Below are 26,115 nucleotides of genomic sequence, written 5' to 3' on the forward strand. Positions count from 1 at the left end.
TCCGCCCCGGTTTGGGCATCAGGCGAAACTGAGGACACCAGTTCTGCCCAATTGGAAACCATTGAAATCCAAGGCCGCAAACATACGCCGCGTCAGCTTGGACGTGAACGTATCCGACGGGAGCAGCTGGATAAAGAAATGGTGCAGGATATCCGCGATATGGTGCGTTATGACCCCGGTATCAGTGTGGCCGAAGGCGGCCGGGCCGGCTCCAACGGTTTCAGTATCCGGGGTGTGGATAAAGACCGTGTGGCCATTGTGGTGGACGGTCTTGATCAAGGCGAAAGCCGCTCTTCCTCTGCCTTCCAGGAGCTGTTTGGTGCATACGGCAATTTCAATGCCAACCGCAACGCCGCTGAGCTGGAGCACATGAGCGAAGTAACCATCAGCAAAGGCGCGGATTCCATCACGGCCGGCAGCGGTGCGTTGGGTGGTGCGGTGATTTACCGTACCAAGTCGCCGCGCGATTATGTGGATGAAGACAAGCCTTATTATGTTGGGATGAAAACCGGTTATCTGAGCCGCTCCGAACAATGGTTGGCCAGCATTACCGCTGCCGGTCGATTGGGCAAGTTTGACGCTTTGGTGGTTGGTACCGTGCGCAACGGACATGAAACCAAAAACTACAGCGAAGCCAAAGATGTAAATCTCAGCTTCAACAATAACTACCAATTCGGCAACACAAAATATAGCGGCGTGGCGCGCGGCATTCCCGACCCACAAAACACCGAAGACCATTCCGATTTATTCCGCCTCGGTTACCACTTCAACGACAGCAACTATCTGAGCGGCATTTACGAAACTACACGACAAGATCGGGAAACAGATGAATTATCTAATCTTTTTGGCGCTTATGACAGCACTAGCTACCGCTACCGCCGCGATGTTGCCTACCGCCGCCGCGTTGGCCTAGAATATGAAAACCTACTGGACTGGGGGCCGTGGAATAAGCTGACCGTAAGCCTCGACCGGCAAAAAATCCGCATGACCACCATGACTTGGGATATTCCCACTCAAGATTACATCCGCCGAATGGGACGCAGTGCCGAAAACTACTTTATCCGCCGTAGTCTGAATTACGAAACCAACCAATTCAAAGTGGCCGCCGAAAAACATCTCGATTTTGGCAAAAATGTATTGTGGGATACGGCATATGGCGTGGGTGGATCTCACAAACGCAATACTAACAGTAACACCAGTTATTGGACTTTCGTTTTCTATCCCGATCGTCTGGCTTCCGACCGCGATGAAAAAGAATTTTTGGTCAGCACCCAATCCAATAACTACAATCTTTATTGGAACAACACTCTGCGCTTTAACGAACGCTTCAAGCTGAATCTCGGTGTGCGCTACGACCACACCAAAATGCACACTTTGGATACGGAAAGCTTCAACCCCGATGTAAAAGGCCAGCTCGAAGCCAAGGGTATTTGGAACCAACAAGCACGCTTTAGCTCGCCCAGTTATGTGGCTGCGCTGGATTGGAATATCAGTCCGTCTGTAACCCTGCAGAGTAAATACAGTACCGGTTTCCGCGCGCCCACCACCGATGAAATGTGGTTCTACTTTCCCAACACCTTGTTTTATGTTGAGCCCAATCCGAATCTGAAAGCGGAACGCTCCAAAAATGTTGAGCTGGGCATAGATGTGCACGGCAATTGGGGGCATGTACGCCTTTCTGGCTACCGCACCCGTTACACCGATTTCATCGATTTTGTACATCGTGGTTACAGAGAGGTTATGACTTGGAACTATACCAACAAAACCTTGAGCAACCGCGAATATGCCGACGTTTACCAGAACGTAAACCGTTCCCAAGCCGAAATTAAAGGTTTGGAGCTGAAAGCACGCTGGAATCTCGACAGCATCGGCCTGCCGGCCGGCATGTATACTACGTTGGCCGCCAATTACACCAAAGGCGAAGCTGACGGACGTATTCCAATTAATGCTATCCAGCCGTTTAACGGTGTTATCGGTTTCGGCTACCAGCAGCCTGACAGTCGTTGGGGTGTGGATTTGAATATCAGCTATTTCGCGCGCAAAAAACCAGAAGACACTATCGCCTCCTATGACGATACTGGCCGCACTTTCCCTTTTGTCCGCCACAGCAGCAACATCTGGCTGGCCGATCTGACTGCGAATTACCAGTTCAGAAAACACATTACTATACGTGGCGGCATCTACAACCTGTTTAACCGCCGCTACTATACCTGGGAAACCCTGCGCAGCATCCGCGAATTCGGCACCGTAAACCGTGTGAACAACCAAACCCATGCAGGTATCGAACGCTTCAGCGCCCCGGGCCGCAATTTCAGCCTTGTTATTGAAGCTAAGTTTTAAATCCTTGCCGATGGCAGAAACTCCGCTTCCTTGCGGAGGCTTCGTTTTAATTGCGTTGAAGCTCACACTTTCAGGTAGTCGCTGCACTTCTTGGGAGGTTACCTGGAATTACGTTGGCTACACACTTTAAAAAAGGAAAACAAACCATGCAAGATATCCCTTTCAAGCAATACCTGAAAGAAAACTGCCGCACCACCCACGACAGCGTGGACGAGCTGGTGATGTCGGTTAAACCTTTCGACAACACCGAAAACTACATCCGCTTTCTGCAGCTGCAAGCCGTGTTCCACAAAATTGTGGACGACATCTACAAAAACCCGCAGCTCAACGAAAAAATCACCGGCCTGGCCGAGCTTGCCCGCTACGATGATGTAATCCTCGATCTGCAAGACCTGAACGCTGCCGAAAAAGCCGTTTCCCTGCCCATTCCCAAACCCGAAGGCGCAGAAGCATTGGGCTGGCTCTATTGTGCCGAAGGCTCCAACGTGGGCGCCGCCTTCTTGTTTAAAGATGCGCAAAACAACCTTGGCTACAACGCCGAACACGGTGCCCGCCACCTCGGCCCGCACGCCGATGGCAGGGGCAAACATTGGCGCCGTTTTGCCGAGCAGCTGAACAATCTGGGCATTTCCGACAGTGAACGCGAACAAGCCCTGCAAGGCGCGCTCACCGCTTTTGCCTTCTACAAAAAACTGCTGCGCGAAATCTTCGAATTGCCCGAAGCCGCGTAAGGCTTGATAGCCGTTTTCGGCATAACAAAAGGCTACCTGAAACTTTAGCTTTGCAGAAACTTCTCTGCATTACGTTTTCAGGTAGCCTTTTTTAATAATGGTAGTTACAGCCGAAGTACTTATTTCTTGATACCAAGCGCTCCAACGCTGTATGTAGGAGTAAGTGCTTCAGCTATATGGGATCAAACTGCGGACATCATCTCATGCCAGATTGTTTGAGCTGCTCGTAGCCGCCACGGTTTTGTACGTTGGTGTAACCCATGCTTTCCAGCACTTGTTTGGCGGTTTCGGCACGGCGGCCGCTACGGCAGTAGAGGTTGATGGGGGTATTTTTATTGGGAACGTGGTCGGCAATCTGTTGGCCGATTTGGTCGTGCGGAATGTTTTTGGCGTTTTCCAGATGGCCTGCGGCATATTCCTCGGGCGTGCGCACGTCGATCCACACGGCTTCTTGGCGGGCGGGGGCGTGGCGCGGTTGGCTCTGTTGTTGGGCAGGCTTGCGGCTGTGCTGGCCGTGGGCGGAAGCGGCAACGGGCAGGGCGGTCAACAGGGCGATGGCGGCTAGAGAGAGGGTTTTCTTCATGATGTACCTTTCTTGATGGCGGGGGAGTTTTTCAGGTAGCCTGTTATTCATTAAAGGCTACCTGAAAACCGGTTTAGGCTTCGCGGGCGTCTTCCACGGCTTCGAGGGCGCGCAGGGAATAGATGTAGGCAGCGCCGGCGTTGAGAGAGATGGCAGTGGCGAGTGCACCGGCCACTTCGCTTTCGGTGGCACCGGCTTTCACAGCGGCTTGGGCGTGCACGGCAATGCAGCTTTCGCAGTGGGTGGTAACGGCCACAGCCAGGGCGATGAGTTCGCGGGTTTTGGCATCCAGCGCTTCGGCTGCGGCAGCGCTTTCGAGGGCGGCATAGCCGGCCAGCATTTTGGGGTGGTCTTTGCCGAGTTTGGTAAAGGATTGTTTAACGTGGGTAGCGTGTTTTTTCCAATCTAAAAACATGATGTTATCCTTAGCAATAAACTCAAATGAAATTTGAACGGATAGCTTTTATCGAAACTGCCTGATGCGGCGTATGATGGCATAAGTTTTAGAGCAAGAATTGACTGATCGTCTCATTCTTTTGACTGCGTGCTATAGCTGAAACAATTATTTTTTTCCTACAAGGCGACGAGCCATGAACGGTAAAAGTACGGCAAGGCGAGCCAACGCTGTATGAAGGAATAAGTGTTTTAGCGATATATTTCCGCCATTGGCCAATAAGGAGAATGAAAATGGATGTGTTAGACAAATTAATTTATCTGGCATGGCTGCGTGGTCGGATTGATGTGTGCTGCCGGCTGGGCGGTGGATTTCACTTGGTACACGAAACCGAGCCGGAAACAGCGCGGCTGCATTGGGTGGTGTCGGGTAGCGGCTGGCTGCGGGTAGGTGACGGGCAAGCAGTGGCTTTGCATACGGGCGATGCGGTACTGCTTCCCTATGATACGGCACACAGTATTACCGACAGTTTGGAAGGTTTGGCGCAACCAGCGGGCAAGCCGCAGCTTCACGGAAACGGAGTGTTGGCAGTGAAAGACTGCGGCGGCAACCGCTTGCAACTGTTGTGCGGCCAATACCGCTATACGCGCCATGCAGCGCTGTGGCTGGGTATGCCGGAATACCTGCTTTTACCGCTACCGGAAATGCGGCAAACGGCATCGATGATGCTGGATGAGGCGGAAAGGCTGCGCTATGGTAGCGGTACGGTGGTGAACGCGCTCTCGCAGGTGATGCTGGTGGCCGTGCTGCGACGCTATCGGCAGCAGAGCAGTGCCCCATCTTTTTTGTCGCAGCTGGAAGACCCACGTCTAAGCGGGCTGTTGCAGGCGGTGTTGCTCGCGCCGCAGGATGAGTGGCCAATTGCACGGATGGCGGAAATGGCGAAACTTTCGCGGGCACAGCTGATGCGTTTGTTTAAATCGGTAACCGGGGTGAGTCCGCACCGCTTTGTGCTGTCTATCCGCTTGCAGCAGGCGGCAGTGCAGCTGGCGGCAAGTGCGGATACGATTTTGCGCATTGCGTTGGAAAACGGCTTTGTGTCGGAATCGCATTTCAACCGCGCGTTTAAACAGTATTTCGGGCAAACACCGAAGCAATACCGCGTACAGCAGCTGGAAGAGGCAGAGAAGGCTGTAGCTTGAGAATAGTGAGAATAGTGTTTTAATTAATGAAGGCTACCTGAAAACATGCGCTGTGTTCGCTGTGCTTTCAGGTAGCCTTTAGTTGCATATGGCGGTATCTGGTTTTACCTATTCCAGATAAAAGGCTACCTGGAACTTTCAGGTAGCCTTTTGTGTGTATCAGAAATTAGAACAGGCGTTGGCGGCGGCGGCTGATTTCAAAGCCGTGGTTTTGGCTGTTGGTGCAGGTCATGCCACTGGTGCGGCTGGTGCACTGCCAGCCGTCGCCGCGCAGGGTTTGGCCGTAGGGCAGCACGCGGCTGTCGGGGCTAGCGAGGCTATCGCCAACGCAGCCCATTTGGGTGCGGCCGGTGCGGGAGATGGAGAAATTGCCGCCCCAATCGAGTTTACAATCACGCGGTTTGGGCCGGATGGGGCGGTCGGGCTGGGGAATCTGGCATTCCACTACGCCGGGGGAGTGGTCGTACATGCAGTTGATGTTGCCGCTGGGGCTGCGGAAAAGTTTGATGTCGGCATGGGCGGTGCCAGCGGCGAGCAGGATGGCTGCGGCGGTAAGGGGGAGGGTACGCATGATGTTACTCCTTATATAGAGAGTGGTTATAAAAGTGATTGGTAAACAGATAGTTAGAAGCGGTACAGGCTGTCTGGACTGATTTGGAAGCCGTGGCCTTCGGTATTGGTGCAACTTAGACTGCCGGATTGGGCAGTACATTGCCAGCCAGGTTGGTTAAAGAGTTTGAAGGGCTGGTTGTCGGGGAGGGCATAGCTGCCTGCTTGGAATTTGGCGTAGTTGTGGTGGTTGCAGTTGAGGTGGGCGGGGCCTTTTGCAAATAGGGAGATATTGCCGCTCCATTGGCCGTTCCAAGTTCCGAAGGGGCAGTCTTGAGGTTCGCGTTCTACAGGAATGGGTTTGGTAGGCGGGGGAATTTCGCAGGTGAGTTGGGGGGCGTAGCCACCGTATCGGCAGGTGATTTGGCCATCTACACTGTGGAAGAATGCCACTCTGGCATGGGTGCCGGCGGCGGCGAGTAGGATGGCTGCGGCTGCTATGGGTAAGGTACGCATGGTGTTGCTCTATTAGAGTGGTTGGGAAAGGAGAATTGTATCTCAAAGTTGGATGTTTTTTAGCTTTGTAAAAACTAGTTTTAGCTTCTTTAAATAATTTCTCAGAAACTCTACTTCCTTCGAAAAGCTTGTTTCAGATAGCCTTTTGCTGCATTCTAAAGAGGCTACCTGAAAAATATTTCAGGGTTTCACAGCACGGCTTGCGGATAGGCGCCGATGATTTTTACGAAGGCGGCGCATTCGGCAAGGGCTTCGAGGGCGGGCTGGATTTGGGGGCTGTCGGCGTGGCCTTCGATGTCAATAAAGAAGAGGTAGTCCCACAGGCCGGCGCGGCTGGGGCGGCTTTCGAGCTTGGTCATGGAGATGCCGTGCTCGGAGAAGGGTTGGAGCAGGCGGTGCACGGTGCCGGGGCGGTTGGGGGCGGAGACGATGAGGGAGGTTTTGTCGCGGCCAGAGGGCCGGGTGCGGCTGTGGCCGAAGATGAGGAAGCGGGTGTTGTTGTTGGGCTCGTCTTCGATGTTGGCGGCGAGTTTGGCCAGGTGGTAGTGCTCGGCGGCGGTCTGGCCGGCAATGGCGGCGGCTTGCGGTTCGGCGGCGGCGAGGCGGGCGGCTTCGGCGTTGCTGGCCACGGAAATGCGGGTGGCGTGTGGCAGGTGGTGGTTGAGCCATTCGTGGCATTGGACCAGCGCTTGGGTGTGGGCATACACTTTTTCCGGCTGAGGGCTGCCGCCGGGTTGCTGCAATAAATGGTGCTGGATACGCAGGAGCACTTCGCCGCAGGCACGCAGGGGGGTGGAAACCATGAGGTCGAGGGTGCGCCCGACCAGGCCTTCGGTGGAGTTTTCCACAGGGGCAACGGCGTAGTCGGCCTGGCGGGTTTCCACGAGGCAGAAGCATTCGTCGATGGAGGGGCAGGGCTGGGTGCGGGCGGCGTGGCCGAAGTGCTTCACGGCGGCTTGCTGGGTAAATGTGGCTTCGGGGCCGAGGTAGGCGATGGTGAGCGGGCGTTCTACGGCGAGGCATTCGCTCATGATTTCGCGGAACAGGCGGGCAACAGCTTCGTCGGACAGGATGCCGGCGGCGGTTTGGTTCAGGCTTCGAATGCGCTGCAACACTTGGGATTCACGCTCGGGGCGGTAGACGGTGCCGGTGCCTTTGAGCTCGCCAATGGCGCGGGCGTGGGCGGCGCGTTGATTGAGCAGGCTGAGGATTTCGGCGTCGATGGCGTTGATGGCCTGGCGGTGGGGGGCGAGGGATTGGTCGGGCATGGCACGGCCTTTGTGCGGGTTGGGGATGGGTTGATTGTATAGCAGATTAGCGTCCTTTTGATACAGGCCGCAGCGGAAGTGAAGTGGGCTTGCTATGGCGCAGAAAAACGGGGCGTTGGTGTGGGCTGAATGTTTTCAGGTAGTCTTGGAGCGGGCGGGAGGCTACCTGAAAAGCATTGCGGGAAAAGTTGGGCAAAGGCTGCCTAAGGCTGATACAAAACGTTTATAATCCCGCATTTTCAGGTAGCCTTTGTTGCCAAGGGCTGCTGCTTCAACCTAAAGATTAAAGAAATTCAACTGAAACATGGACAAACTGAAAATTACCGGCAACGGCCCATTGCACGGCGAAATTGTGATTTCCGGCGCTAAAAATGCTGCCTTGCCGCTGATGTGCGCCGGGCTTTTAACTGAAGACATTCTGCATTTGACCAACGTGCCGATGCTGGCCGATGTGAAAACCACGCACAAACTCTTGCAAGGCATGGGCGCGGAGGTGGAAAGCGACGGTGTGAGCGAATTCAAAATCAACGGCGGCACGGTAAACAATACTTGCGCGCCGTATGAGTTGGTGAAAACCATGCGTGCTTCCATTTTGGTGCTCGGCCCCACGCTGGCGCGTTTCGGCGAGGCGGAAGTAAGCCTGCCCGGCGGCTGCGCCATCGGCTCGCGGCCGGTAGACCAGCACTTGAAAGGGCTGGAAACCATGGGCGCGGAAATTGTGATCGAGCACGGTTATGTGAAGGCACGCGGCAAGCTCAAAGGCGCGCGTGTGGTGATGGATATGGTTACCGTGGGCGGCACGGAAAACCTGCTGATGGCAGCCACGCTGGCTGAAGGCACCACCGTGCTGGAAAACTGCGCAGTGGAGCCGGAAGTGGTGGATTTGGCCGAATGCCTGGTGAAGATGGGCGCGAAAATCAGCGGCATCGGCACGCCCTCCATGACCGTCGAAGGAGTGGAAAAACTGCACGGCTGTACTCACAGCGTGGTGCCCGACCGCATCGAAGCCGGCACTTTCCTCTGCGCCGTAGCCATGACCGGCGGGCAGGTACGCCTGAAAAATGCCGCGCCCAAAACCATGGAAGCGGTATTGGACAAGTTGGTGGAAGCAGGGGCGGAAATCCAAACCGGCGAAAATTGGATTGACATTAAAATGACGCAGCGTCCGAAAGCTGTAGACGTGCGCACCGTGCCGCATCCGGGCTTTCCCACCGATATGCAGGCGCAGTTTATGGCGATGAACGCGGTGGCCGATGGCAGCAGCCGGATGGTGGAAACCATTTTTGAAAACCGCTTCATGCATGTGCCCGAGCTCAACCGTATGGGTGCACATATCAGCGCCGAGGGCAACACCGCGCTGGTGAAAGGTGTGGAGCAACTTTCCGGCGCCGCAGTGATGGCTACCGACCTACGCGCTTCGGCCAGCCTGGTGATTGCCGGCCTGGTGGCCGATGGCGACACCATCGTGGAGCGCATCTATCACTTGGATCGCGGCTACGAGCATATTGAAGAGAAGCTGAGCAAAGTGGGCGCGAAAATCGAACGTTTGAAACAGTAGTCAATTCGACAGTAAAGGCTACCTGAAAAACCAACCGTAGGGGTTTCAGGTAGCCTCAAGCATCAGGAAGAAAAAACAGCCCGATATTCGGGCTGTTCTTTAAATATTTGCCGGTTTGGATTATCGGCAGGACAAGCCCAAGATGGTGGGCGGGTTGCCGTTGGACAGTTTGATGCGGCAAGTAGTGCCGGAAGTGCCGGATACCACGGCATAGCGTGCACCGCCTTCGTTGCGGGTGCTGATATTCATCGGCTCTTTCACGCCCATGGATTTGGATGTTTGCGCCAAGTTTTGCACCAATTCAGACGGCAGGCCGGAAGAGTCGTTGCCGATTTTTACACCGTCGGCCCATGCGGACGCAATCGGCAACAAGGCCAGCATCAGAATAGTTAATTTGCGTTGCATAGTTAGTTCTCCTGTGAAAAATGGCTACCGTTGCCGGTAGCTGTGGAAACACTCTACTATATCGGAGTAAGGGTTGACAATGATTATGCCGCTTTTTACCTACGGCAGTGTCGGTAAGTGTCGCATTTTGTGGGCAAGTAATCTAATGGCTTTAAATAAATTTCTTTATAAATTAGCCTATTAGTGGGCTAATTTGTTGCCTGATGTGAAGCGGTCGATAGCCAAGCGCGTACTGCCGATTAAATATTTTCAATGGATTGCCACACATGAACCGAAACAATTCCCCCCTGCCTGCCTACTGGCCGCCGTTTTGGCTGCGTGGCGGGCATTTGCAGAGCATTTGGCCGAAACTGGTGCGCATTGGTAGCCCGGCCTATCGGCGTGAGCTTTTGCCCGACAGCCTGGGCGCTACCGAAGTGGCCTACGATTTTGTGGATGGCAAACGCCCCGATGCCCCGCTATTGATGCTGTTTCACGGGCTGGAAGGCAGCAGCGCCAGCCATTATGCCCGCGCCCTGATGTTTGCCGCGCAACGGCACGGCTGGCACGGTGTGGTGGCGCATTTCCGCAGCTGCGGCGAAGTGGAAAACCGCGCGTCTGTGTTTTATCACTCCGGCGACAGCGCCGAAGTCGCGCACATGTTGCAATTAATGCACTCGCGCTACCCGCGCATCTGCGCCGTCGGTATTTCCTTGGGCGGCAACGCATTGGCCAAATACCTGGCCGAGCAGGGCAACCGTGCCATTCCGCAGGCTGCAGCCGTGGTGAGCGCGCCGTTAGATTTAACCGCCGCCTCGCATCGGCTGGAGCAGGGCTTGAGCAAAATGTTGTATGCACCTTATTTCCTGCGTTCGCTGTTGCCTAAAGCTGCTGCTTGCGCCGCCCGTTTTCCGCATATTGATGCCGCTGCCGTGCAAGCCGCCGCCAGCCTCACCGATTTCGACAACAGCTTCACCGCCCCCTTACACGGCTTTGCCGATGCCACCGACTACTACCGCCGATCCAGCGCCAAACCCCTGTTGCGCCAAATCGCCGTACCTACCCTGATTTTAAATGCGCTGAACGACCCCTTCATTCCTGCCGAATCACTGCCGCAGGCGGGCGATGTGTCGCCAGCCGTTACCCTGTTGCAGCCCGAATACGGCGGCCACGCCGGCTTTCCCGGCACGGCTGATTTAGATTGGCTACCGGATACCGTGTTGCGTTATTTCGATGGCGTGGCAGTAAAGGCTACCTGAAAAGGTAGGAAGATTTTTCAGGTAGCCTCTAATCAGAGTTGAAAGGAAACATCATGACCATTACCCAAAACTATCTCGCCGGTTTGCAGCAAGCCTACGTCCAATGCGGCGGTACAGACGAGTAGGCACACTTTGTCGACATCAAGCACGGTATCGCCCCTGAAGATGTCCATACTTTGCAAGTCACCTATCCGCAAACGTCTGCCTCCCCCTGCTTGAGCTGCTCGCTTTCGCCGACGGCACCTACTGGCGCGAATACCAAGGCGAAACAGTCAGCTTGTTTCTGCTCGGCTCTGATATTATGGAATATCCCTACTATCTGTTCTCCGCCTGGCAGATGCTGGAAAGCAAAAGTCCACAATATTTGTCCGACTACATCAACCGAGTCTACCCTGCTGAAGAAGTGGCCGTGGATGACCGTATCACCCGCGATGCAGCCAATGCCTGCTGGCTACATTTCTCCGACTGCATGAACAACGGAGGCACCTCGCAGATGTTTATCGATCTCACCCCATCGGCATCCGGCAAGGGTGGGCAAATCGTTCGCTACCTGCATGATCCCGACGAGCTGGAAGTGATTGCCGACAGTTTCGATGAATATCTGCTTGCCTTAATTGAAGATAGATACGATTTTATTCATTAAAGACGATTTTTAAGTAGAGTTAATAGATACCGTGGTAAAGAGGCTACCTGAAAACCGATATTCTCAGGTAGTCTTGATTTAATAAACTGCTACAATCAGCCAGCCGACGCAGTCGAAAGCGCGTATAATGCCTGCCGTTTGAATTTTCCAACCATGAAGAGAGGCTGCCATGACTATCCGCTACAAGCGTGTTTTATTGAAACTTTCCGGCGAGGCATTGATGGGTAACGATGCCTTTGGCATCAATCGTGCCACGATTATGGGCATTGTCGGGCAGATTGTGGAAATCGCCAAAATGGGCGTGGAAGTGGGTGTGGTGGTGGGCGGCGGCAACCTGTTTCGCGGTGTGGCCGCACAAGCCAGCGATATGGACCGTGCCACTGCCGATTACATGGGCATGCTTGCCACCGTGATGAACGCGTTGGCTTTGAAAGATGCGTTTGAAAGCCTTGGCCAGTCTGCGCGCGTACAATCAGCGCTTTCCATGCAGCAGATTGTCGAAACCTATGCCCGCCCCAAAGCCATCCAATATCTGGAAGAAGGTAAAGTGATGATTTTTGCCGCTGGCACGGGCAACCCCTTCTTCACCACCGACACCGCTGCCGCGCTGCGTGGTGCAGAAATGAACTGCGACATCATGCTCAAGGCCACCAATGTGGACGGCGTGTACACCGCCGACCCGAAAAAAGATGCTTCGGCCACGCGCTATCAAGACATCACGTTTGACGAAGCCATCGTGAAAAACCTGAAAGTGATGGATGCTACTGCCTTGGCGCTGTGCCGCGAGCGCAAACTGAACATCGTGGTGTTCGGCATCGCCAAAGAAGGCGCGCTCAAACGGGTGGTGCTGGGCGAAGACGAAGGCACTTTGGTGCATATTTGATTGAATTGGTAAGATTGCAGGCCGCTTCCTAATTAGGAGGCGGCCTGATGTTTTGGGTTTCAGGTAGCCTGCTATAAAATCCGCCCAACCCAAATTTGGCCTCCACAGAAGCTCAGCTTCCTTTGGCAATCTTGTTTCGGCTAGCCTTTCGTGCCGCAGAAAAAATGCCCGTTGCAACAACGGGCGTTGGTGTGTTGGGCAAGCCTGCTTATTTTTGCAGCAACACGCGCAGCATCCAGGCGGTTTTCTCGTGGGTTTGCATGCGGGTGGTGAGCAGATCGGCAGTGGGCTCGTCGTTGGCTTGGTCCACAGCGGGAAACAGCTCGCGGCAGGTGCGGATCACGGTTTCCTGTCCTTCCACCAGTTCGCGGATCATGGCAAGGGCATCGTTGCTGCTTTGGCCATCGGGGATAGACGTGAGTTTGGCGAATTCGCTGTAGGAACCCGGCGCTTTGAAGCCAAGTGCGCGGATGCGTTCGGCAATTTCGTCCACGGCCAGCGCCAGCTCGTTGTATTGCTCTTCAAACATGGTGTGCAGGCTGTGGAACATCGGGCCTTCCACGTTCCAGTGGTAGTTGTGGGTTTTCAGATAGAGGGTGTAGGTGTCGGCCAGCACTTTAGACAGGCCTTGGGCGATGGTTTGGCGTTGGGTTTCGTTGATACCGATGTTGATGCTCATGATGGCTCCTTATTAAACAGAGTTGGGAAAAAGAATTACTGTTTGATTGGTAGCCATTGTAGTGCTGAGTATTTTATTTTTACAATTAAAAATTACTTTTCGATTGATTTTTTTATTTTAATTAATACCCAAGAGAAGGCTACCTGAAAGGTTTCAGGTAGCCTTATATTATGTTCTGATATGTTTGAAAGATTGGCTATAAAAGGTGAGCGTGGGCATTTGCTGTTGTTTTAGCGTAGCACTTCCTGTTCGAGCGAATCGTTGCGGGTTTGCAGGCGCATGCCGTGCTGGCCGACGCTCCAGCATTGGGCATTGGCGCTGCGGCTGCACAGGCGCTTGCCATCGCTATACCATTCTTGATTGCGGTTGCCAGTGCAGGGTTCGAGGGTGATGCTGCTGCCGGTTTGGGTGAGGCATTGGCTATTTTGGCGGATGGTGCCGTTGCGGACGATACGTTCGAAATATTGATTGGGTGCGTTGCGGCAGGGGCGAAGGGTGAGGGTGCGGTTGTGGACGGTGATGCATTCGCTGCCGATACGCATGGTGTTGCCATCGGGGAGCTTGGATTCAGATTGTTTTTCGCGAGCAAAAGCAGTGCTGCTCGGGGCTTTTGTGTGGAGTTTGGGTGCATTGGGCGGGATGGGGCGCACGGGGCAATAGGGCAGAGGGCAGGCAGTGAGGAGGAGGGAGGAGAGCAGGATGAGGCGGCGCATGGGGTGATCCTCGTGGGTTCAGGTAGCTTTTTATATAGTGAGGCTGGGAATATGGCATAATTTGCTGCTGTGGAATTTAGCAAATGCTGGCTTGATAGGAAAGTGGTTTGTGTAGTTTTGTATAGCGGTTTGGTGTTGTTGTGGGCGGGGTTTGTCTGTTTGTGCGGCGAGGTGTTAAGCCGGATGCAGATGCAGTATTATCAGGCCGGAGAGCAGGCGGGTGCGCTGTTTATGGTGGTGGTGCACCCGGTAGCCGGAAAACCTTGCCGCAGCGGGCAAAGCAAGGTAGTATCCCGCCCGTTATGCACTATTGCCGTGGCAGCCGGAAGGCTACCTGAAAACATTTCAATTAAGGAAACCCTATGATCAAAGAAATCCAAACCTCAGCCGAAACCAAGATGCAGCGTTCGGTGGAAGTGCTGCGCGAAAACTTAGCCAAAGTGCGCACCGGCCGCGCTCACACCGGCTTGCTCGATCAGGTGGAAGTGGAATACTACGGCAGCATGGTGCCGGTGAGCCAGGTGGCCAACGTAACCCTGCTTGACGCGCGCACCATCAGCGTGAAGCCCTATGAGAGCAATATGGCTGCCGCAGTGGAAAAAGCTATCCGCGATTCCAACCTCGGCCTGAATCCTGCTTCTATGGGCGACCTCATCCGCGTGCCGATGCCGATGCTCACCGAAGAGCGCCGCAAAGACCTGATTAAAGTAGTGCGCGGCGAAGCTGAAGATGGTCGCGTGTCTATCCGCAACGTGCGCCGCGATGCCAACGACCACATCAAAAAATTGCTGAAAGATAAAGAAGTGTCGGAAGACGATGCCCGCCGCGGCGAAGAGCAGATCCAGAAGCTTACCGACAAATACATCGCCGAAGTAGATAAGCTGCTGGAGCATAAAGAAGAAGATTTGATGGTGGTGTAAACCATCCGAGCGATACGGCGGCACGGGCTGATATATTTGCCCGTGCCGCCTCAGGCTACCTGAAACCTGCCTAGCCCGAGGAAAGCATATGAGCAGCAGCACCCAAAGCATCCCTGAACGCACCAATATCCCACGCCATGTTTGCGTGATTATGGACGGCAACGGCCGTTGGGCGAAAAAACGCTTGCTGCCGCGCGTGATGGGGCACAAACGCGGCCTCACCGCCCTGGAAAACCTAGCCGCCCGCTGCGCCGAGCTCGGCGTGGAATACCTCACCGTATTCGCCTTTTCCACCGAAAACTGGCGCCGCCCCGAAGACGAAGTTTCCTTTTTAATGAAACTGTTTTTGCAGGCGCTAGACGGGAAGGTGGCCAAAATGCATCAAAACAACCTGCGGCTCAAAGTGATCGGTAACCGCAGCCGCTTCCCCGCCGCGATTGTGGCCGGCATTGAAGCCGCCGAACGGCTTACTGCCGACAACACCGGCCTCACGCTCACCGTGGCTGCTGACTACGGCGGCCGCTGGGATATCCTGCAAGCTGCCAACCGGCTGATTGCCGAAGGCAAAAGCGAAATCACCGAAGACGACCTCTCTCAGCGCCTTTCCTTGGCCGAAGCCCCCGAACCCGACCTGTTTATCCGCACCGGCGGCGAAACCCGCATCAGCAACTTCATGCTCTGGCAAATGGCCTATGCCGAGTTTTATTTCACCGACGCGCTGTGGCCGGATTTCGACGCTGCCGAGTTCGACCGCGCCATTTCTTCCTTCCGGGTGCGCGAACGCCGTTTCGGCCGCACCAGCGAACAACTGCCACCGGAACAGCAGCGCGATTGAGTAGTTGGTTTTCAATTGGGTAGTGCGGCGATGGGCGGATGCCTGTTGCCGCTTTATTTTAGCGCTACAACTCAAGCTCATACTATGAACTATAGTGAATTCTCCATCCACATCGAAAACCTCCGCCAATCATTCGCCAACCGCGATCTCGAAGACTATCTCCTGGCGCTCTATGCCCTGTTGCAAAGCCAACAGGATGCCGTTTGCACTCCCACCCTCTGCCTCAGCCTGCTGCAAGAAGCCTTTACTGCCCCGCCTGCACCGTTTAACGAACAATGGCTGCTCATCCGCCAGATGCCCGATGAGCAGCTGAAAACAAGCGATCCGTGGCAATACGCCTGCGCCGTGATTATTTTTCAGGTAGCCGAGTTGCAGCGCATGCGTGGCCAAGAGCTGCAAAATGAATTGCGCCATTACGGCATCACCTCCGAAACCGGCTATAGCTGGTACAACTTCGACCCGCTCACCCTTTTGGAATGCGGCGCGCAGGGGTTGGAAGATAGTTTGGGGGAAGAAGCGGTTGTGGCAGATGATTGGTCGCTGTTGGGCGATTTGTTGGACTTAGGGCGTTATTACGAATAAGTAGCACGAAAGGCTACCTGAAATTTTCAGGTAGCCTTTACTTTGGACAGCCAAAACCGTTTGCGCTAAAATGCCGCGTTTTCCGTTTTCCCTGATTTGACTGAAAGAGATATAAATTATGAAAACCGCACAAGAATTGCGCGCCGGCAACGTATTCATGGTGGGCAGCGAGCCGATGGTGGTACAGAAAACCGAATACATCAAAGGCGGCCGCTCCTCTGCCAAAGTGAGCATGAAGCTGAAAAACCTGCTCACCGGCGCAAACAGCGAAACCATCGTGAAAGCCGACGACAAATTCGACGTTATCCAGCTCGACCGCAAACAATGCACCTACAGCTATTTTGCTGATCCGATGTATGTATTCATGGATGAAGAGTTCAACCAATACGAAGTTGAAGGCGAAAACATCGGCGACAACCTGAAATTCATCGTAGACGGCATGGAAGACATGTGCGAAGTAACCTTCTACGAAGGCAACCCGATTTCCGTGGAATTGCCCACCATCATCGTGCGCGAAGTGGAATACACCGAGCCCGCCGTTAAAGGCGACACTTCCGGTAAAGTGATGAAACCCGCACGCCTCGTGGGTGGTACCGAAATCCAAGTGATGGCCTATATTGAAAACGGCGACAAAGTGGAAATCGACTCCCGTACCGGCGAATTCCGCAAACGCGCCTAATTGCCGAATCTGGCCGGTATAGCTCAGTTGGTAGAGCAGCGCATTCGTAATGCGAAGGTCGGGGGTTCAACTCCCTTTACCGGCACCAATCCAAGCCCCGCTTTTCGCGGGGCTTTTTGCTGAGCGGGTTTCAGGTAGCCTATATGCTTTACTTCTTCAAGCGCAATATTTCGCGCAGGGTGCCGTCGTATAGCCAAATCATGGCGCATAGGGCATACAGGCAGGCAGATGCGGGGGCATTGCCGCTGCGCATCATTTCGAGTGCTACCGGATCGCGCCACGACCAATACAGCCAGTAGATGCCATCGACGGAAAACCACATGCCAAACAATGCCAGCGGCAGGTATTTCCACTGCCGGCGTGCCAGTATGCGTGAGTTGGTGGGGGCGGAAAAAGTAGGTGCTGAAGGCCATCGGGAAACTGATGGGGGTGTCCCAGTAGGGCGCGGGCAGGAGGTAGGAGCTGGCAATAAAGATGGCGATGCCGCAGGCACGAAAAAACAGCTTTCAGGGGCGGAGGTAGTCGTGAAAGGATTTATGAAGGGTATGTTCAGGTAGCTTGGGGGTGTTATATTTACTGGAAAATTGGTTTAAGTAGGATTAATAGCTGTTCCAATCGAACATGAAACAAGGCGGGCTCCCTATTTGGAGACGGTTGTTTATTTGCTTGAGGATGAGACTGAATAGGTGGATAATTTAACCACATCGGAAGCAAAGGTAGCCCCTGGCTGGGAAATGAGATTACCTGAAAAATTTCTTGATTTTAGTGTATTGATAAGTAATAATAAAAGATATCAAGTTTGATTTAGGTTAAGAGAAGCACTATTGGTTAGAGTTTTCTGCCCAAAACGGCATGAAGAATGCCATTCTTTAATGGTGAATTCTAATTTGTAACGTTGTTTTATTTATTTATATTAAACAGGAGGTTATTATGGCTTCAGCAATAGAGCGTCCGGCTGCTTGGACAGGCTTTGTTAGCGGTGATTGGGAAAATAGCATTGATGTACGCGATTTCATCCAAAAAAACTACACGCCTTATGAAGGCGATGGTAGCTTTTTAGCGCCGGCCACCAATGCCACTACCAAGCTGTGGGCGGAGGTGATGGAAGGCATCAAGGTGGAAAATAAAACCCACGCTCCGTATAAAATTGATGCGCAAGTTGTTTCCGGCATCACCAGCCACGCGCCCGGCTATATCGACAAAGACTTGGAAACCATTGTCGGCCTGCAAACCGATGAGCCGCTGAAACGCTCCATCATGCCTTTCGGCGGTCTGAAGATGGTGAAAGATTCCTGTAAGATTTATGGTGTGGAGCTAAATCCCGAAGTGGAAGAAATCTTCACTAAATATCGTAAAACCCACAACCAAGGCGTGTTTGATGTGTACACGCCCGACATCCGCCGTTGTCGGAAATCAGGCGTTTTAACTGGTTTGCCCGATGCCTACGGCCGTGGCCGCATTATCGGCGACTACCGCCGTGTGGCCCTTTACGGTATCGACCGCCTGATGGAAGACAAAACCGAACAGTATCATTCTTTACAAGCCGATTTGGAATCTGGCAAAAACTTGGAAAGCGTTATTCGCCTGCGCGAAGAAATCAACGAGCAGCATATTGCACTGAAGCAGATGAAGGAAATGGCTGCCTCCTACGGTTTCGATATTTCCGGCCCAGCCAAAAACGCGCAAGAAGCCATCCAATGGACTTACTTCGCCTACCTCGCCGCCGTGAAGTCGCAAAACGGCGCAGCCATGTCGTTTGGTCGTGTGTCTTCCTTCTTGGATATTTATATCGAGCGCGACCTGAAAAACGGCATTATCACCGAAAGCCAAGCACAAGAATTCATCGACCATTTGGTGATGAAACTGCGTATGGTTCGTTTCCTGCGCACGCCCGAATACGACCAGCTCTTTTCCGGCGACCCGATTTGGGCTACCGAATCCATCGGTGGTATGGGCTTGGATGGCCGCACATTGGTAACCCGCACCAACTTCCGTGTGCTGCACACTCTGTACAACATGGGCCCATCTCCCGAGCCGAACATCACCGTATTGTGGTCTGAAAAACTGCCGCAAGGTTTCAAAGAGTTCTGTGCCAAAGTGTCTATCGATACTTCGTCTATCCAATACGAAAACGACGACCTGATGCGCCCCGACTTCAACAGTGACGATTACGCCATTGCCTGCTGCGTGAGCCCTATGGTGGTCGGTAAGCATATGCAGTTCTTCGGTGCGCGAGCCAACTTGGCCAAAACCCTGCTGTATGCAATCAATGGCGGCGTGGACGAAAAATCTAAAGACCAAGTCGGTCCGAAAACCGAGCCGATTAAAGACGCAGTGCTCGACTACGACACCGTGTTCGATCGCATGGATAAATTCATGGACTGGTTGGCCACTCAATATGTTACCGCTCTGAATTGCATCCACTACATGCACGACAAATACAGCTACGAAGCAGCCTTGATGGCTTTGCACGACCGCGACGTGCGCCGCACCATGGCTTGCGGTATTGCCGGCCTGTCTGTGGCTGCCGACTCTTTGTCTGCCATCAAATACGCTAAAGTGAAACCGATCCGCGACGAAAACGGCATTGCCGTGGACTTTGAAATCGAAGGAGAATACCCGCAGTTCGGTAATAACGACGACCGTGTGGACAGCATCGCCTGCGACCTGGTAGAGCGTTTCATGAAGAAAGTGGCTACTCATCCGACCTACCGCAACGCCATCCCAACCCAGTCTGTGCTGACCATCACATCTAACGTGGTATATGGCAAAAAAACTGGTAATACTCCGGATGGTCGCCGCGCAGGTGCTCCGTTCGGCCCGGGTGCTAACCCCATGCACGGCCGTGATGTAAGCGGCGCCGTGGCTTCGCTGACTTCCGTGGCCAAACTGCCGTTTGAGTTTGCCAAAGACGGTATTTCCTACACCTTCTCCATCATCCCCGGTGCGTTGGGTAAAGACGAAAGCTCCCGCGAACGCAACCTGGCCGGTATGATGGACGGCTACTTCCACCACGAAGCTGGTGTGGAAGGCGGCCAGCATCTCAACGTGAACGTGCTCAACCGCGAAATGTTGGTGGATGCGATGGAACACCCGGAAAAATATCCGCAGCTCACTATCCGCGTGTCCGGCTATGCCGTGCGTTTCAACTCGCTCACCAAAGAGCAGCAGCAAGACGTGATCACCCGCACCTTCACCAGCCGGATGTAATCATGCCCAGCTAGCAGGAATCAGTGCCGGAACTCATTCCGGCACTTTTGTTTCCTCCCGTTTTCAGGTAGCCTGATTCCTGTTGTAAAGGTTACCTGAGAATCTATAGCCCAAGATAGCCCAAGTAGGGTAGGGTGGGCTTTCAAAACACTACAAGCCATAAAGGCTACCTGAAACCCAACGCACACCAACCACCATGCCAGAATCCATCCCCATCAGTCCCGGTGCCCCACCGAAAAAACAGCCCGACACTCGCAGCCGCTCCTACAAAGGTATCGGCTACATCCACTCTATAGAAACCGGTGGTGCCGTAGACGGCCCCGGCCTGCGCTTCGTCCTCTTCATGCAGGGCTGCCTTATGCGCTGTCTCTACTGTCACAACCGCGACACTTGGGACAGGCACAGTGAAAAAGAGCTGCACTTCACTGTGCCCCAGCTCATGCAGCAAGTGCTCTCCTACAAACACTACTTTCGCGCCACCGGTGGCGGCGTAACCGCCACCGGCGGCGAACCCCTGCTGCAATACCAATTCATCCGCGACTGGTTTGTAGCCTGCCGCGAGCACGACATCCACACCTGCCTCGACACCAATGGCTACGCCCTGCACTACGACAGTGCCCTGGAAGAGCTGTTGGACAATACCAACCTCGTCATGCTAGATTTAAAGCAAATCGATCCCGAAATCCACAAAGTGTTGGTTGGCATCCCCAACACCAAAGTTTTGCGGTTTGCCCGCCATCTTGCCGAACGAAATCAGCCCACCCGCATCCGCTATGTCGTCGTACCCGGCTACACCGACGACGACCGTTCCGCCCACTTGCTCGGTGAATTTATTGCCGATATGCCCAACGCCGACACCGTGGAAATCCTTCCCTACCACGAACTAGGCGCCCACAAATGGGAGCTGTGCGGCGACGAATACAAGCTCAAAGGCGTGCATCCCCCGCCCAAAGAAACCGTCCTGCGGATAAAGGAAATCATCGAAAGCTATGGTAAACAAACCATCGTATAAGCCCGCCCGAATAGGCTGCCTGAAAAGAGGCTAACATATTTCAGGTAGCTTTCTGCCATATGGCAGAAAGCTAGGGCAAAGTTGCCATGCCTACTATATAGGCTGGAGGCGGTGAGCATTCGTGAAAAGGCTACCTGAAAAGCTGTTTTCGATTTTTCAGGCAGCCTGCCGCAAGCATCAGCTTCCAATAATTCAAGAATTTCAGGTAGCCTCACCGACACATCCCTTATACTGTTCATTTCACCCCCCCCTTTTTTTTACTCCAGAAAGGCTCACCATGAGCCACGCTCAAGGCTTCGTCCTCCTAAAAGAAAAACGCTTCGACTCTGCCTGCCTCCTGCACACCCTGTAACACGAATGGGGCATCAGCCTAGACGAAGGCGAAGACATCACCAACGAAGACGGTAACCTCACTTCAATATAAACAGCCTCCTCTGCGCCCTCTTACTCATGCCCGTCTTGCTGGCCGATGGTGAAGCCGAGCAAAACGCCGTCTTCAACTACTACTGGCCGGAAGCCGTGGAAGAAGACGCACATCCTGCTTGTCGTGATGCCCATTAGCGACGCCGCCCCAATTGACGTGATGAGCCTCTATAGCAAACTTGCCAGTGTTGCCCTTGCCGACGAAAACAGCATCGGCATCTATACCTCAGGCACCGCCGTCTTCGCCCCGATTTCTATCGTGACGTATGCAGCATTCTGCACGAAGTCGGCCTGCTCATTCTCGCCTGGATATTTATCGGCCTCTCTGGCAGCGAAGAAGGCAGCAATGCCTACATCATCGGTCTGGAGCAATTCAATAAAATGGAGCTCGAAATTCTCAACAACACGCACGAGCCCGCCGACCTACATACCTTTCTGTGCAATATCAGCGACTACCTCATCTCGCAAAACATCACCCTGCAAGACGGCGAAACCATCGGCTTCAATGCCGAAGAAAAACTCGCCATCACCCGCTCCACAGCCGTAGCCGGCGTGGCTGAAGAAACCCTGAAAATCGACTACTAAACAGTGTTGTTTCAGACGATCTTAACGGCGTAATTGTGGAAGAACGGCTGTAATAACAACTTTTTGATAAGGAGGAAAATAATGAAGTATGATAATTTTTTCCTGTAAGTGATCTTGCTACGAGCTGCCGCTTTTACCAAGATGTGTTGGATTTGCCCGTTAAATTCGATTTTTTCTAAAAACGGCATGGTTGCTTTTCGGGTAGGCGATGAAGAAGCTGCCATTATTCTCAAAGAACGGAAAAAGTTCCCCGGTATGACTCCTACTGTGTGGATTGAAGTGGAAGATGTGCAGGCAAGATATGCCGCATTATAGGGTAGAAATATCCGTTTCCTAAGCGAGCCATTCCGCATCCGTACCAGATGGATGGTGGAAATTGTCGATCTGTCGGGCAATCGGTTAGGATTTATTGATTATCAGGAATAAACGCAGATTAAAGTGCTCATGTAATAAAAAGAAACATGGGCATCTAGCGATATAGATAAAGGCTATCTGAAAGTGCCGGAAAGCATTTTCAGGTAGCCTTTCCTCCTATAAAAAACTGCCTGCAAACAATTGCAGGCAGTTTTGGTGCAAAATTGGCAGAACCGGCTTATTTGGCAGCGGCGGTACCGAAGTATTGCTGGTGGATGCGGTTGTATTCACCGCTGGCTTTGATGGCGGCCAGGGCTTTATTGAGGGTGTCGCGCAGTTCAGTGTCGTCTTGGCGCAGGGCGATACCGTAGTGTTCGGCTTCGAAATCGGGCACTTTAATCATGGTGAAGCCTTTGTCGCCGTTGTGTTTGATGAATTCCATCACCACGGAGCTGTCGCTCACGGCTGCGTCCACGCCGCCGTTTTGCAATTCTTTCAGCAAGAGGGGCAGGCTTTCGAAGCGGGTTACTTTGGGATTGGTGGCGCCCAAGAGTTTGGAAGCGGCCAAATCGCCAGTGTTGCCGGTTACCACGCCTACGCGGTTGAGATTTTTTAAATCTTCCACAGAAGCTACCTGTTTGCCTTCGGGCACGGCCACTACTTGAGTGATTTCAAAGTAGGGGTCGGTGAAGAGCATGCTTTGTTGGCGTTCGGGGGTGATGGTTACGGCAGCCACTACCACGTCGGCATCACCGTTGCGCAGGCTGTTGAAGAGGCTGTCCCAAGATTGGTCTTTAAATTCCACGCGGTAGCCGGCTTCTTTGGCTAAGGCGTTGATGAGGTCGATATCGAAACCGCTGAGGCTGCCGTCAGGGTTTTTAGATTCGAAGGGGGCGAATTCGGCATTGGTGGCCACGCGCAATACTTTTTCGCTGCCGGGGGCGGAAGCGCTGGAGGCGTTGGCATCGGCAGGTTGCGAGGCTTGCTGGGTGCCGCCGGAATTGCCGCAGCCGCTGAGGACGATGGCGGAGCAGGCCAGAGCGGTGGCCAGCCATTTTTTCATGTTCATTGTCGGTTCTCCTAGATTGGTTTGGATGTTAATTAATGATTGCGCTCTGTGCACATCATTCGGGAACACATCATACAACCATATGCGGAAATTCTAAAGGTTTATTGCAGAATATAGCCCAAGCACCTTATTTCTTCTGAGGCGGTAGCGCACTTTGTTGCCTTATTCATGCTGTCTGTAGGCCGCATTGCGGGAAGAAGTAATTGCTTCAACGATATCGGGTAAGGCTACCTGAAAGCATCGGCTGCTGCGAAGCTAAAATGCTATTTCATTGTTCAGCCTGTATCGAAGATAGCCTGCTTCGCTGCAACAGGCAGGCTCAAGCTACGCCGTGTGGGCGAAACTCCACTATAATAGCGGCTGTTATCATCTTAATCGGTGCACTTTAAACCATGTCGTATCCGTTTGCCCCCGAACAGCCCGAGCGCCGCCGCCTGCTCGCTTCGCTGGCTGCCGTTTCCGCCGTTGCTTGCCTGTCTCAAGCCGCCCGTGCCGGGGCGCAGCGTGAGGAGACGCTGTCGGACGATGTGACTTCGGTGATGCGCCATTCGGTGAATAATGTGAACCCGCCGCGCCTAGTGTTTGAAAACCCGTATAACGCGCCACGCTGGCTCAATGATATGTCGCTGCGGCTGGCGCGTTTTGTGTCCGACCCGCTGGAACGCCGCCGCCTGCTCATCAACATCCAATACGAAACCACCCGTGCCGGGCTGGATACGCAGTTGATTCTGGGACTGATTACGGTGGAAAGCGCGTTTCGGCAGTATGCCATCAGCAGCGTGGGCGCACGCGGGCTGATGCAGGTGATGCCGTTTTGGCAGCGCTACATCGGCAAGCCGGAACACAACTTATTCGATATCCGCACCAACCTGCGCTACGGCTGCACCATCCTGCGTCACTACAGCAATCTGGAAAACGGCAATATGGAGCGGGCATTGGCGCGCTACAACGGCAGCCTAGGTAGCCGGCGTTATCCCGACGCGGTGATCGGCGCGTGGCAGAACCGCTGGCAATGGTCTTAGTGGAACAGGCTACCTGAAAGTCTAATCAAACATCTACCCTTGCCGAAAAGCTCCCGATGGCGCAAGGCTTCGGGTATAATTACTAAAATTTTTCCCTAACTACTTCCATTTGAACACCATGCCCTGAATCTCCTGCACCGCCTTATTGTCCAAAGAATGGGGTGCGCTAGCACATAGCTTCCCGACGTATATGTGCGTATGCTGAGTATGTTTTTGGTGTTGCCTGCCAAAGAACTGCCTAGTAGTACGCCTGCGTATAGCGTTTAGTGATTGTGGCGGTTGCCAGGCTTTTGGCGGATTTAACGTGCGAAGAAGTGCGTACCCGTGCCATGGCTCCAATGGGGTTTATCGATTTCACTTTTGCTGCTAGCATAGTAGTTTTGCCGTTGTTCACCCGCTACGTCAACATTTTCGGCCTGTTTGCATCCACCGGTGTATTGTGTATGTTGGCTGTAGTGTGGTGTGTGGATTATGTCCAATCCGTAGCGGGGTCGTTTTCATGAAGATATGAGAATGAAGACTTCCGCATCAGCGAGGCGTTACGCAACAAACGCCTGATGCAGCTCAATTTCAGTATTTTTGTTCTGCAGGCGGTGATAATGGAAATTTTTGCCAGTCTGTCGATTGTGATGCGCGGTTTGGTATGTCCAAAGAATGGTATTGGTAGCTTTATCTGTCAGCGGTGCTGCTGGAATTGGCGATTGTGGTGGACGAAACGTGCAACAGGCTCAAGCAGGTGTTTGTAGCTAGTATCATGCTGATTGCAGCGGTTTTGTGCGGAATTTATGTCGACCAGGCTTTGCTCTTGGCTATTGGCGTATCGCTGGTGGTGTATTTTGTCGGCTTCAATATTTTGGAAGTCAGCCTGCTGTCTATCGTATCAAGAGTGGCGCCGATGGATTTGAGAGACATAGCCACATGTACAACATGGCGCAATCCATCGGCGTGCGCAATCTGGCGCCCCCGGTATGGCAGAGCTGCGAAGAGTGGCTTTTGGCCGTGTTGCAGCAGTTTGAAGGTGTGGAAGCTGCCAGCCTCAGCGCCGACCGTCCAACCGTTTACATCAAGGCGCGGCAGCATGGTTTCGATGAAGCCGCCGCCAAACAGATTATTTTAGGAGGAAATCATGTTGAATAAAGTGATGCTTATCGGCAACTTGGGGCGTGACCCTGAAGTGCGCTACCTGCCTAGCGGCGACGCAGTGGCCAATTTTTCTATTGCTACTAGCGAAAACTGGAAAGACCGCAACGGCCAGCGCCAAGAGCGTACCGAATGGCATAACATCAGTATGTTTGGCCGTTTGGCAGAGATTGCCGGCCAATATCTGAAAAAAGGCAGCAAAGTGTATATTGAAGGCCGCATCCAAAGCCGCAAATACATCGGCAAAGACGGCATCGAGCGCACTGCTTACGACATCGTGGCCAGCGAAATGAAAATGCTTGATGGTCGTAACAGCGGCAGCAGCCCCTACGAAGGCAGCGACCAATACGCAGCCGCACCCAGCAGCCCACGCCCGCAGCCCGCTCAAAGCTACAATGAACCGGCCTACGCTGCCGAGCCGCCCGCTCCGCCACGCCGCCAAGCCGCAGCACCCGCCCCGGCACCGATTGACGATATCGATGACGATATTCCATTTTAAACGGTAAGTTGATGACAACAATCCGCCGCCTGTTCCCGAATAGAAGCAGGCGGCGGGTTTGGTTTGGGTTTTCAGGTAGCCTT

30 protein-coding genes and 1 tRNA gene are annotated in these 26,115 nt (G+C 53.5%); 20 read left to right on the forward strand and 11 right to left on the reverse strand.

Translation table 11 applies throughout. The features are described 5' to 3' along the window. The first annotated feature begins 51 nt into the window (after nt 1–51). Both A7P96_RS06505 and A7P96_RS06510 read left to right on the forward strand, forming a co-directional pair. On the forward strand, nt 52–2,340 hold the full coding sequence (locus tag A7P96_RS06505) for a TonB-dependent hemoglobin/transferrin/lactoferrin family receptor (RefSeq protein WP_185737515.1): 2,289 nt from the start codon (nt 52–54) through the stop codon (nt 2,338–2,340). A gap of 146 nt (nt 2,341–2,486) precedes the next feature. Next, a complete protein-coding gene (locus A7P96_RS06510) occupies nt 2,487–3,071 on the forward strand; it encodes a biliverdin-producing heme oxygenase (protein WP_067525693.1) in 585 nt (194 codons plus the stop codon). Between the two features lie 196 nt (nt 3,072–3,267). Here A7P96_RS06510 and A7P96_RS06515 read toward each other — a convergent pair whose 3' ends face one another. Together A7P96_RS06515 and A7P96_RS06520 are read right to left on the reverse strand one after the other, a co-directional pair. Further along, a complete protein-coding gene (locus A7P96_RS06515) occupies nt 3,268–3,654 on the reverse strand; it encodes a rhodanese-like domain-containing protein (protein ID WP_067525695.1) in 387 nt (128 codons plus the stop codon). A 73-nt stretch (nt 3,655–3,727) separates the two neighbouring features. Beyond that, on the reverse strand, nt 3,728–4,069 hold the full coding sequence (locus A7P96_RS06520) for a carboxymuconolactone decarboxylase family protein (RefSeq protein ID WP_067525697.1): 342 nt from the start codon (nt 4,067–4,069) through the stop codon (nt 3,728–3,730). A 272-nt stretch (nt 4,070–4,341) separates the two neighbouring features. Between A7P96_RS06520 and A7P96_RS06525 the strand changes: the two genes are divergently transcribed. Next, on the forward strand, nt 4,342–5,250 hold the full coding sequence (locus A7P96_RS06525) for an AraC family transcriptional regulator (protein WP_067525699.1): 909 nt from the start codon (nt 4,342–4,344) through the stop codon (nt 5,248–5,250). A gap of 166 nt (nt 5,251–5,416) precedes the next feature. On the opposite strand, the gene A7P96_RS06530 is transcribed toward A7P96_RS06525, so the two are convergent. From A7P96_RS06530 to pheA, 3 genes are all read right to left on the reverse strand, one after another. Further along, nucleotides 5,417–5,821: a DUF6636 domain-containing protein gene (locus A7P96_RS06530; RefSeq protein WP_082887929.1), complete on the reverse strand. Its 405-nt coding sequence runs from the start codon at nt 5,819–5,821 to the stop codon at nt 5,417–5,419. 53 nt (nt 5,822–5,874) lie between these two features. Next, nucleotides 5,875–6,315, reverse strand: a complete 441-nt coding sequence (locus A7P96_RS06535; RefSeq protein WP_067525701.1) for a hypothetical protein — start codon at nt 6,313–6,315, stop codon at nt 5,875–5,877. A 188-nt stretch (nt 6,316–6,503) separates the two neighbouring features. Further along, on the reverse strand, nt 6,504–7,583 hold the full coding sequence (pheA, locus tag A7P96_RS06540; RefSeq protein WP_067525702.1) for a prephenate dehydratase: 1,080 nt from the start codon (nt 7,581–7,583) through the stop codon (nt 6,504–6,506). Nucleotides 7,584–7,887: 304 nt separating this feature from the next. Between pheA and murA the strand changes: the two genes are divergently transcribed. After that, nucleotides 7,888–9,141, forward strand: a complete 1,254-nt coding sequence (gene murA / locus A7P96_RS06545; protein WP_067525704.1) for a UDP-N-acetylglucosamine 1-carboxyvinyltransferase — start codon at nt 7,888–7,890, stop codon at nt 9,139–9,141. Between the two features lie 120 nt (nt 9,142–9,261). Here the strand turns inward: murA and A7P96_RS06550 are convergent, their stop codons facing one another. Then, on the reverse strand, nt 9,262–9,546 hold the full coding sequence (locus A7P96_RS06550) for a hypothetical protein (RefSeq protein ID WP_067439523.1): 285 nt from the start codon (nt 9,544–9,546) through the stop codon (nt 9,262–9,264). Nucleotides 9,547–9,812: 266 nt separating this feature from the next. On the opposite strand from A7P96_RS06550, the gene A7P96_RS06555 reads away from it, so the two are divergent. Next, a complete protein-coding gene (locus tag A7P96_RS06555) occupies nt 9,813–10,784 on the forward strand; it encodes a YheT family hydrolase (protein WP_067525706.1) in 972 nt (323 codons plus the stop codon). A 32-nt stretch (nt 10,785–10,816) separates the two neighbouring features. Here A7P96_RS06555 and A7P96_RS11000 read toward each other — a convergent pair whose 3' ends face one another. Continuing rightward, on the reverse strand, nt 10,817–10,957 hold the full coding sequence (locus A7P96_RS11000) for a hypothetical protein (protein ID WP_197476457.1): 141 nt from the start codon (nt 10,955–10,957) through the stop codon (nt 10,817–10,819). Between the two features lie 47 nt (nt 10,958–11,004). On the opposite strand from A7P96_RS11000, the gene A7P96_RS11005 reads away from it, so the two are divergent. Continuing rightward, complete coding sequence (locus tag A7P96_RS11005) at nt 11,005–11,427, forward strand: SMI1/KNR4 family protein (protein WP_369799155.1); 423 nt, start codon at nt 11,005–11,007, stop codon at nt 11,425–11,427. 169 nt (nt 11,428–11,596) lie between these two features. After that, the gene (gene pyrH / locus A7P96_RS06565) at nt 11,597–12,310 is read left to right on the forward strand and encodes a UMP kinase (RefSeq protein ID WP_067439517.1); all 714 of its coding nucleotides are present in this window, start codon (nt 11,597–11,599) and stop codon (nt 12,308–12,310) included. Between the two features lie 208 nt (nt 12,311–12,518). Here pyrH and A7P96_RS06570 read toward each other — a convergent pair whose 3' ends face one another. Then, nucleotides 12,519–12,989, reverse strand: a complete 471-nt coding sequence (locus tag A7P96_RS06570; RefSeq protein ID WP_067525707.1) for a Dps family protein — start codon at nt 12,987–12,989, stop codon at nt 12,519–12,521. 230 nt (nt 12,990–13,219) lie between these two features. Beyond that, nucleotides 13,220–13,702 carry a ricin-type beta-trefoil lectin domain protein gene (locus A7P96_RS06575; RefSeq protein ID WP_067525710.1) on the reverse strand — a complete coding sequence of 161 codons (483 nt, stop codon included), beginning with the start codon at nt 13,700–13,702 and terminating at the stop codon, nt 13,220–13,222. 102 nt (nt 13,703–13,804) lie between these two features. On the opposite strand from A7P96_RS06575, the gene A7P96_RS06580 reads away from it, so the two are divergent. The 6 genes from A7P96_RS06580 (at nt 13,805) to A7P96_RS06605 (ending at nt 16,806) form a co-directional block, all read left to right on the forward strand. Continuing rightward, nucleotides 13,805–14,068 (forward strand): hypothetical protein, encoded by a 264-nt coding sequence (locus A7P96_RS06580; RefSeq protein ID WP_156496297.1) that lies wholly within the window; start codon nt 13,805–13,807, stop codon nt 14,066–14,068. Then, on the forward strand, nt 14,065–14,622 hold the full coding sequence (frr, locus tag A7P96_RS06585) for a ribosome recycling factor (protein ID WP_064083836.1): 558 nt from the start codon (nt 14,065–14,067) through the stop codon (nt 14,620–14,622). The genes A7P96_RS06580 and frr overlap by 4 nt, the downstream gene beginning before the upstream one ends. Nucleotides 14,623–14,710: 88 nt before the next feature. Then, the gene (locus A7P96_RS06590; RefSeq protein WP_067525714.1) at nt 14,711–15,457 is read left to right on the forward strand and encodes an isoprenyl transferase; all 747 of its coding nucleotides are present in this window, start codon (nt 14,711–14,713) and stop codon (nt 15,455–15,457) included. Between the two features lie 84 nt (nt 15,458–15,541). Beyond that, a complete protein-coding gene (locus A7P96_RS06595; RefSeq protein ID WP_067525715.1) occupies nt 15,542–16,039 on the forward strand; it encodes a hypothetical protein in 498 nt (165 codons plus the stop codon). Between the two features lie 118 nt (nt 16,040–16,157). Then, nucleotides 16,158–16,718 (forward strand): elongation factor P, encoded by a 561-nt coding sequence (efp, locus tag A7P96_RS06600; protein WP_067525717.1) that lies wholly within the window; start codon nt 16,158–16,160, stop codon nt 16,716–16,718. Between the two features lie 12 nt (nt 16,719–16,730). Beyond that, nucleotides 16,731–16,806 (forward strand) — tRNA-Thr (locus A7P96_RS06605). A gap of 60 nt (nt 16,807–16,866) precedes the next feature. Here A7P96_RS06605 and A7P96_RS11255 read toward each other — a convergent pair. Further along, complete coding sequence (locus A7P96_RS11255) at nt 16,867–17,040, reverse strand: hypothetical protein (RefSeq protein WP_193390858.1); 174 nt, start codon at nt 17,038–17,040, stop codon at nt 16,867–16,869. Between A7P96_RS11255 and A7P96_RS11260 the strand changes: the two genes are divergently transcribed. The 4 genes from A7P96_RS11260 to A7P96_RS11010 all read left to right on the forward strand — a co-directional run bounded on the left by A7P96_RS11260 (nt 17,039) and on the right by A7P96_RS11010 (nt 21,948). Continuing rightward, a complete protein-coding gene (locus A7P96_RS11260) occupies nt 17,039–17,275 on the forward strand; it encodes a hypothetical protein (RefSeq protein ID WP_231863651.1) in 237 nt (78 codons plus the stop codon). The two genes, A7P96_RS11255 and A7P96_RS11260, sit on opposite strands and share 2 nt — an antisense overlap. A 373-nt stretch (nt 17,276–17,648) precedes the next feature. Continuing rightward, nucleotides 17,649–19,928 carry a formate C-acetyltransferase gene (gene pflB / locus A7P96_RS06615; RefSeq protein WP_067525719.1) on the forward strand — a complete coding sequence of 760 codons (2,280 nt, stop codon included), beginning with the start codon at nt 17,649–17,651 and terminating at the stop codon, nt 19,926–19,928. 196 nt (nt 19,929–20,124) lie between these two features. Then, entirely contained in the window at nt 20,125–20,940 is an 816-nt protein-coding gene (gene pflA, locus A7P96_RS06620; protein ID WP_067439492.1) for a pyruvate formate-lyase-activating protein, read from the forward strand. Between the two features lie 804 nt (nt 20,941–21,744). Further along, nucleotides 21,745–21,948 (forward strand): DUF4261 domain-containing protein, encoded by a 204-nt coding sequence (locus A7P96_RS11010; RefSeq protein WP_067525721.1) that lies wholly within the window; start codon nt 21,745–21,747, stop codon nt 21,946–21,948. A 592-nt stretch (nt 21,949–22,540) separates the two neighbouring features. Here A7P96_RS11010 and A7P96_RS06635 read toward each other — a convergent pair. Beyond that, a complete protein-coding gene (locus tag A7P96_RS06635) occupies nt 22,541–23,371 on the reverse strand; it encodes a basic amino acid ABC transporter substrate-binding protein (RefSeq protein WP_067525723.1) in 831 nt (276 codons plus the stop codon). A 392-nt stretch (nt 23,372–23,763) separates the two neighbouring features. Between A7P96_RS06635 and A7P96_RS06640 the strand changes: the two genes are divergently transcribed. From A7P96_RS06640 to A7P96_RS06650, 3 genes are all read left to right on the forward strand, one after another. After that, complete coding sequence (locus A7P96_RS06640; RefSeq protein ID WP_067525725.1) at nt 23,764–24,393, forward strand: lytic transglycosylase domain-containing protein; 630 nt, start codon at nt 23,764–23,766, stop codon at nt 24,391–24,393. Nucleotides 24,394–25,311: 918 nt separating this feature from the next. Beyond that, a complete protein-coding gene (locus A7P96_RS06645) occupies nt 25,312–25,530 on the forward strand; it encodes a hypothetical protein (RefSeq protein ID WP_067525727.1) in 219 nt (72 codons plus the stop codon). Further along, a complete protein-coding gene (locus A7P96_RS06650; protein ID WP_067525728.1) occupies nt 25,517–26,032 on the forward strand; it encodes a single-stranded DNA-binding protein in 516 nt (171 codons plus the stop codon). Before A7P96_RS06645 ends, A7P96_RS06650 begins: the two co-directional genes overlap by 14 nt. The last annotated feature ends 83 nt before the right edge of the window (nt 26,033–26,115 follow it).

The sequence above is a fragment of the Eikenella sp. NML03-A-027 genome, from assembly GCF_001648395.1.
GTDB lineage: Bacteria > Pseudomonadota > Gammaproteobacteria > Burkholderiales > Neisseriaceae > Eikenella > Eikenella exigua.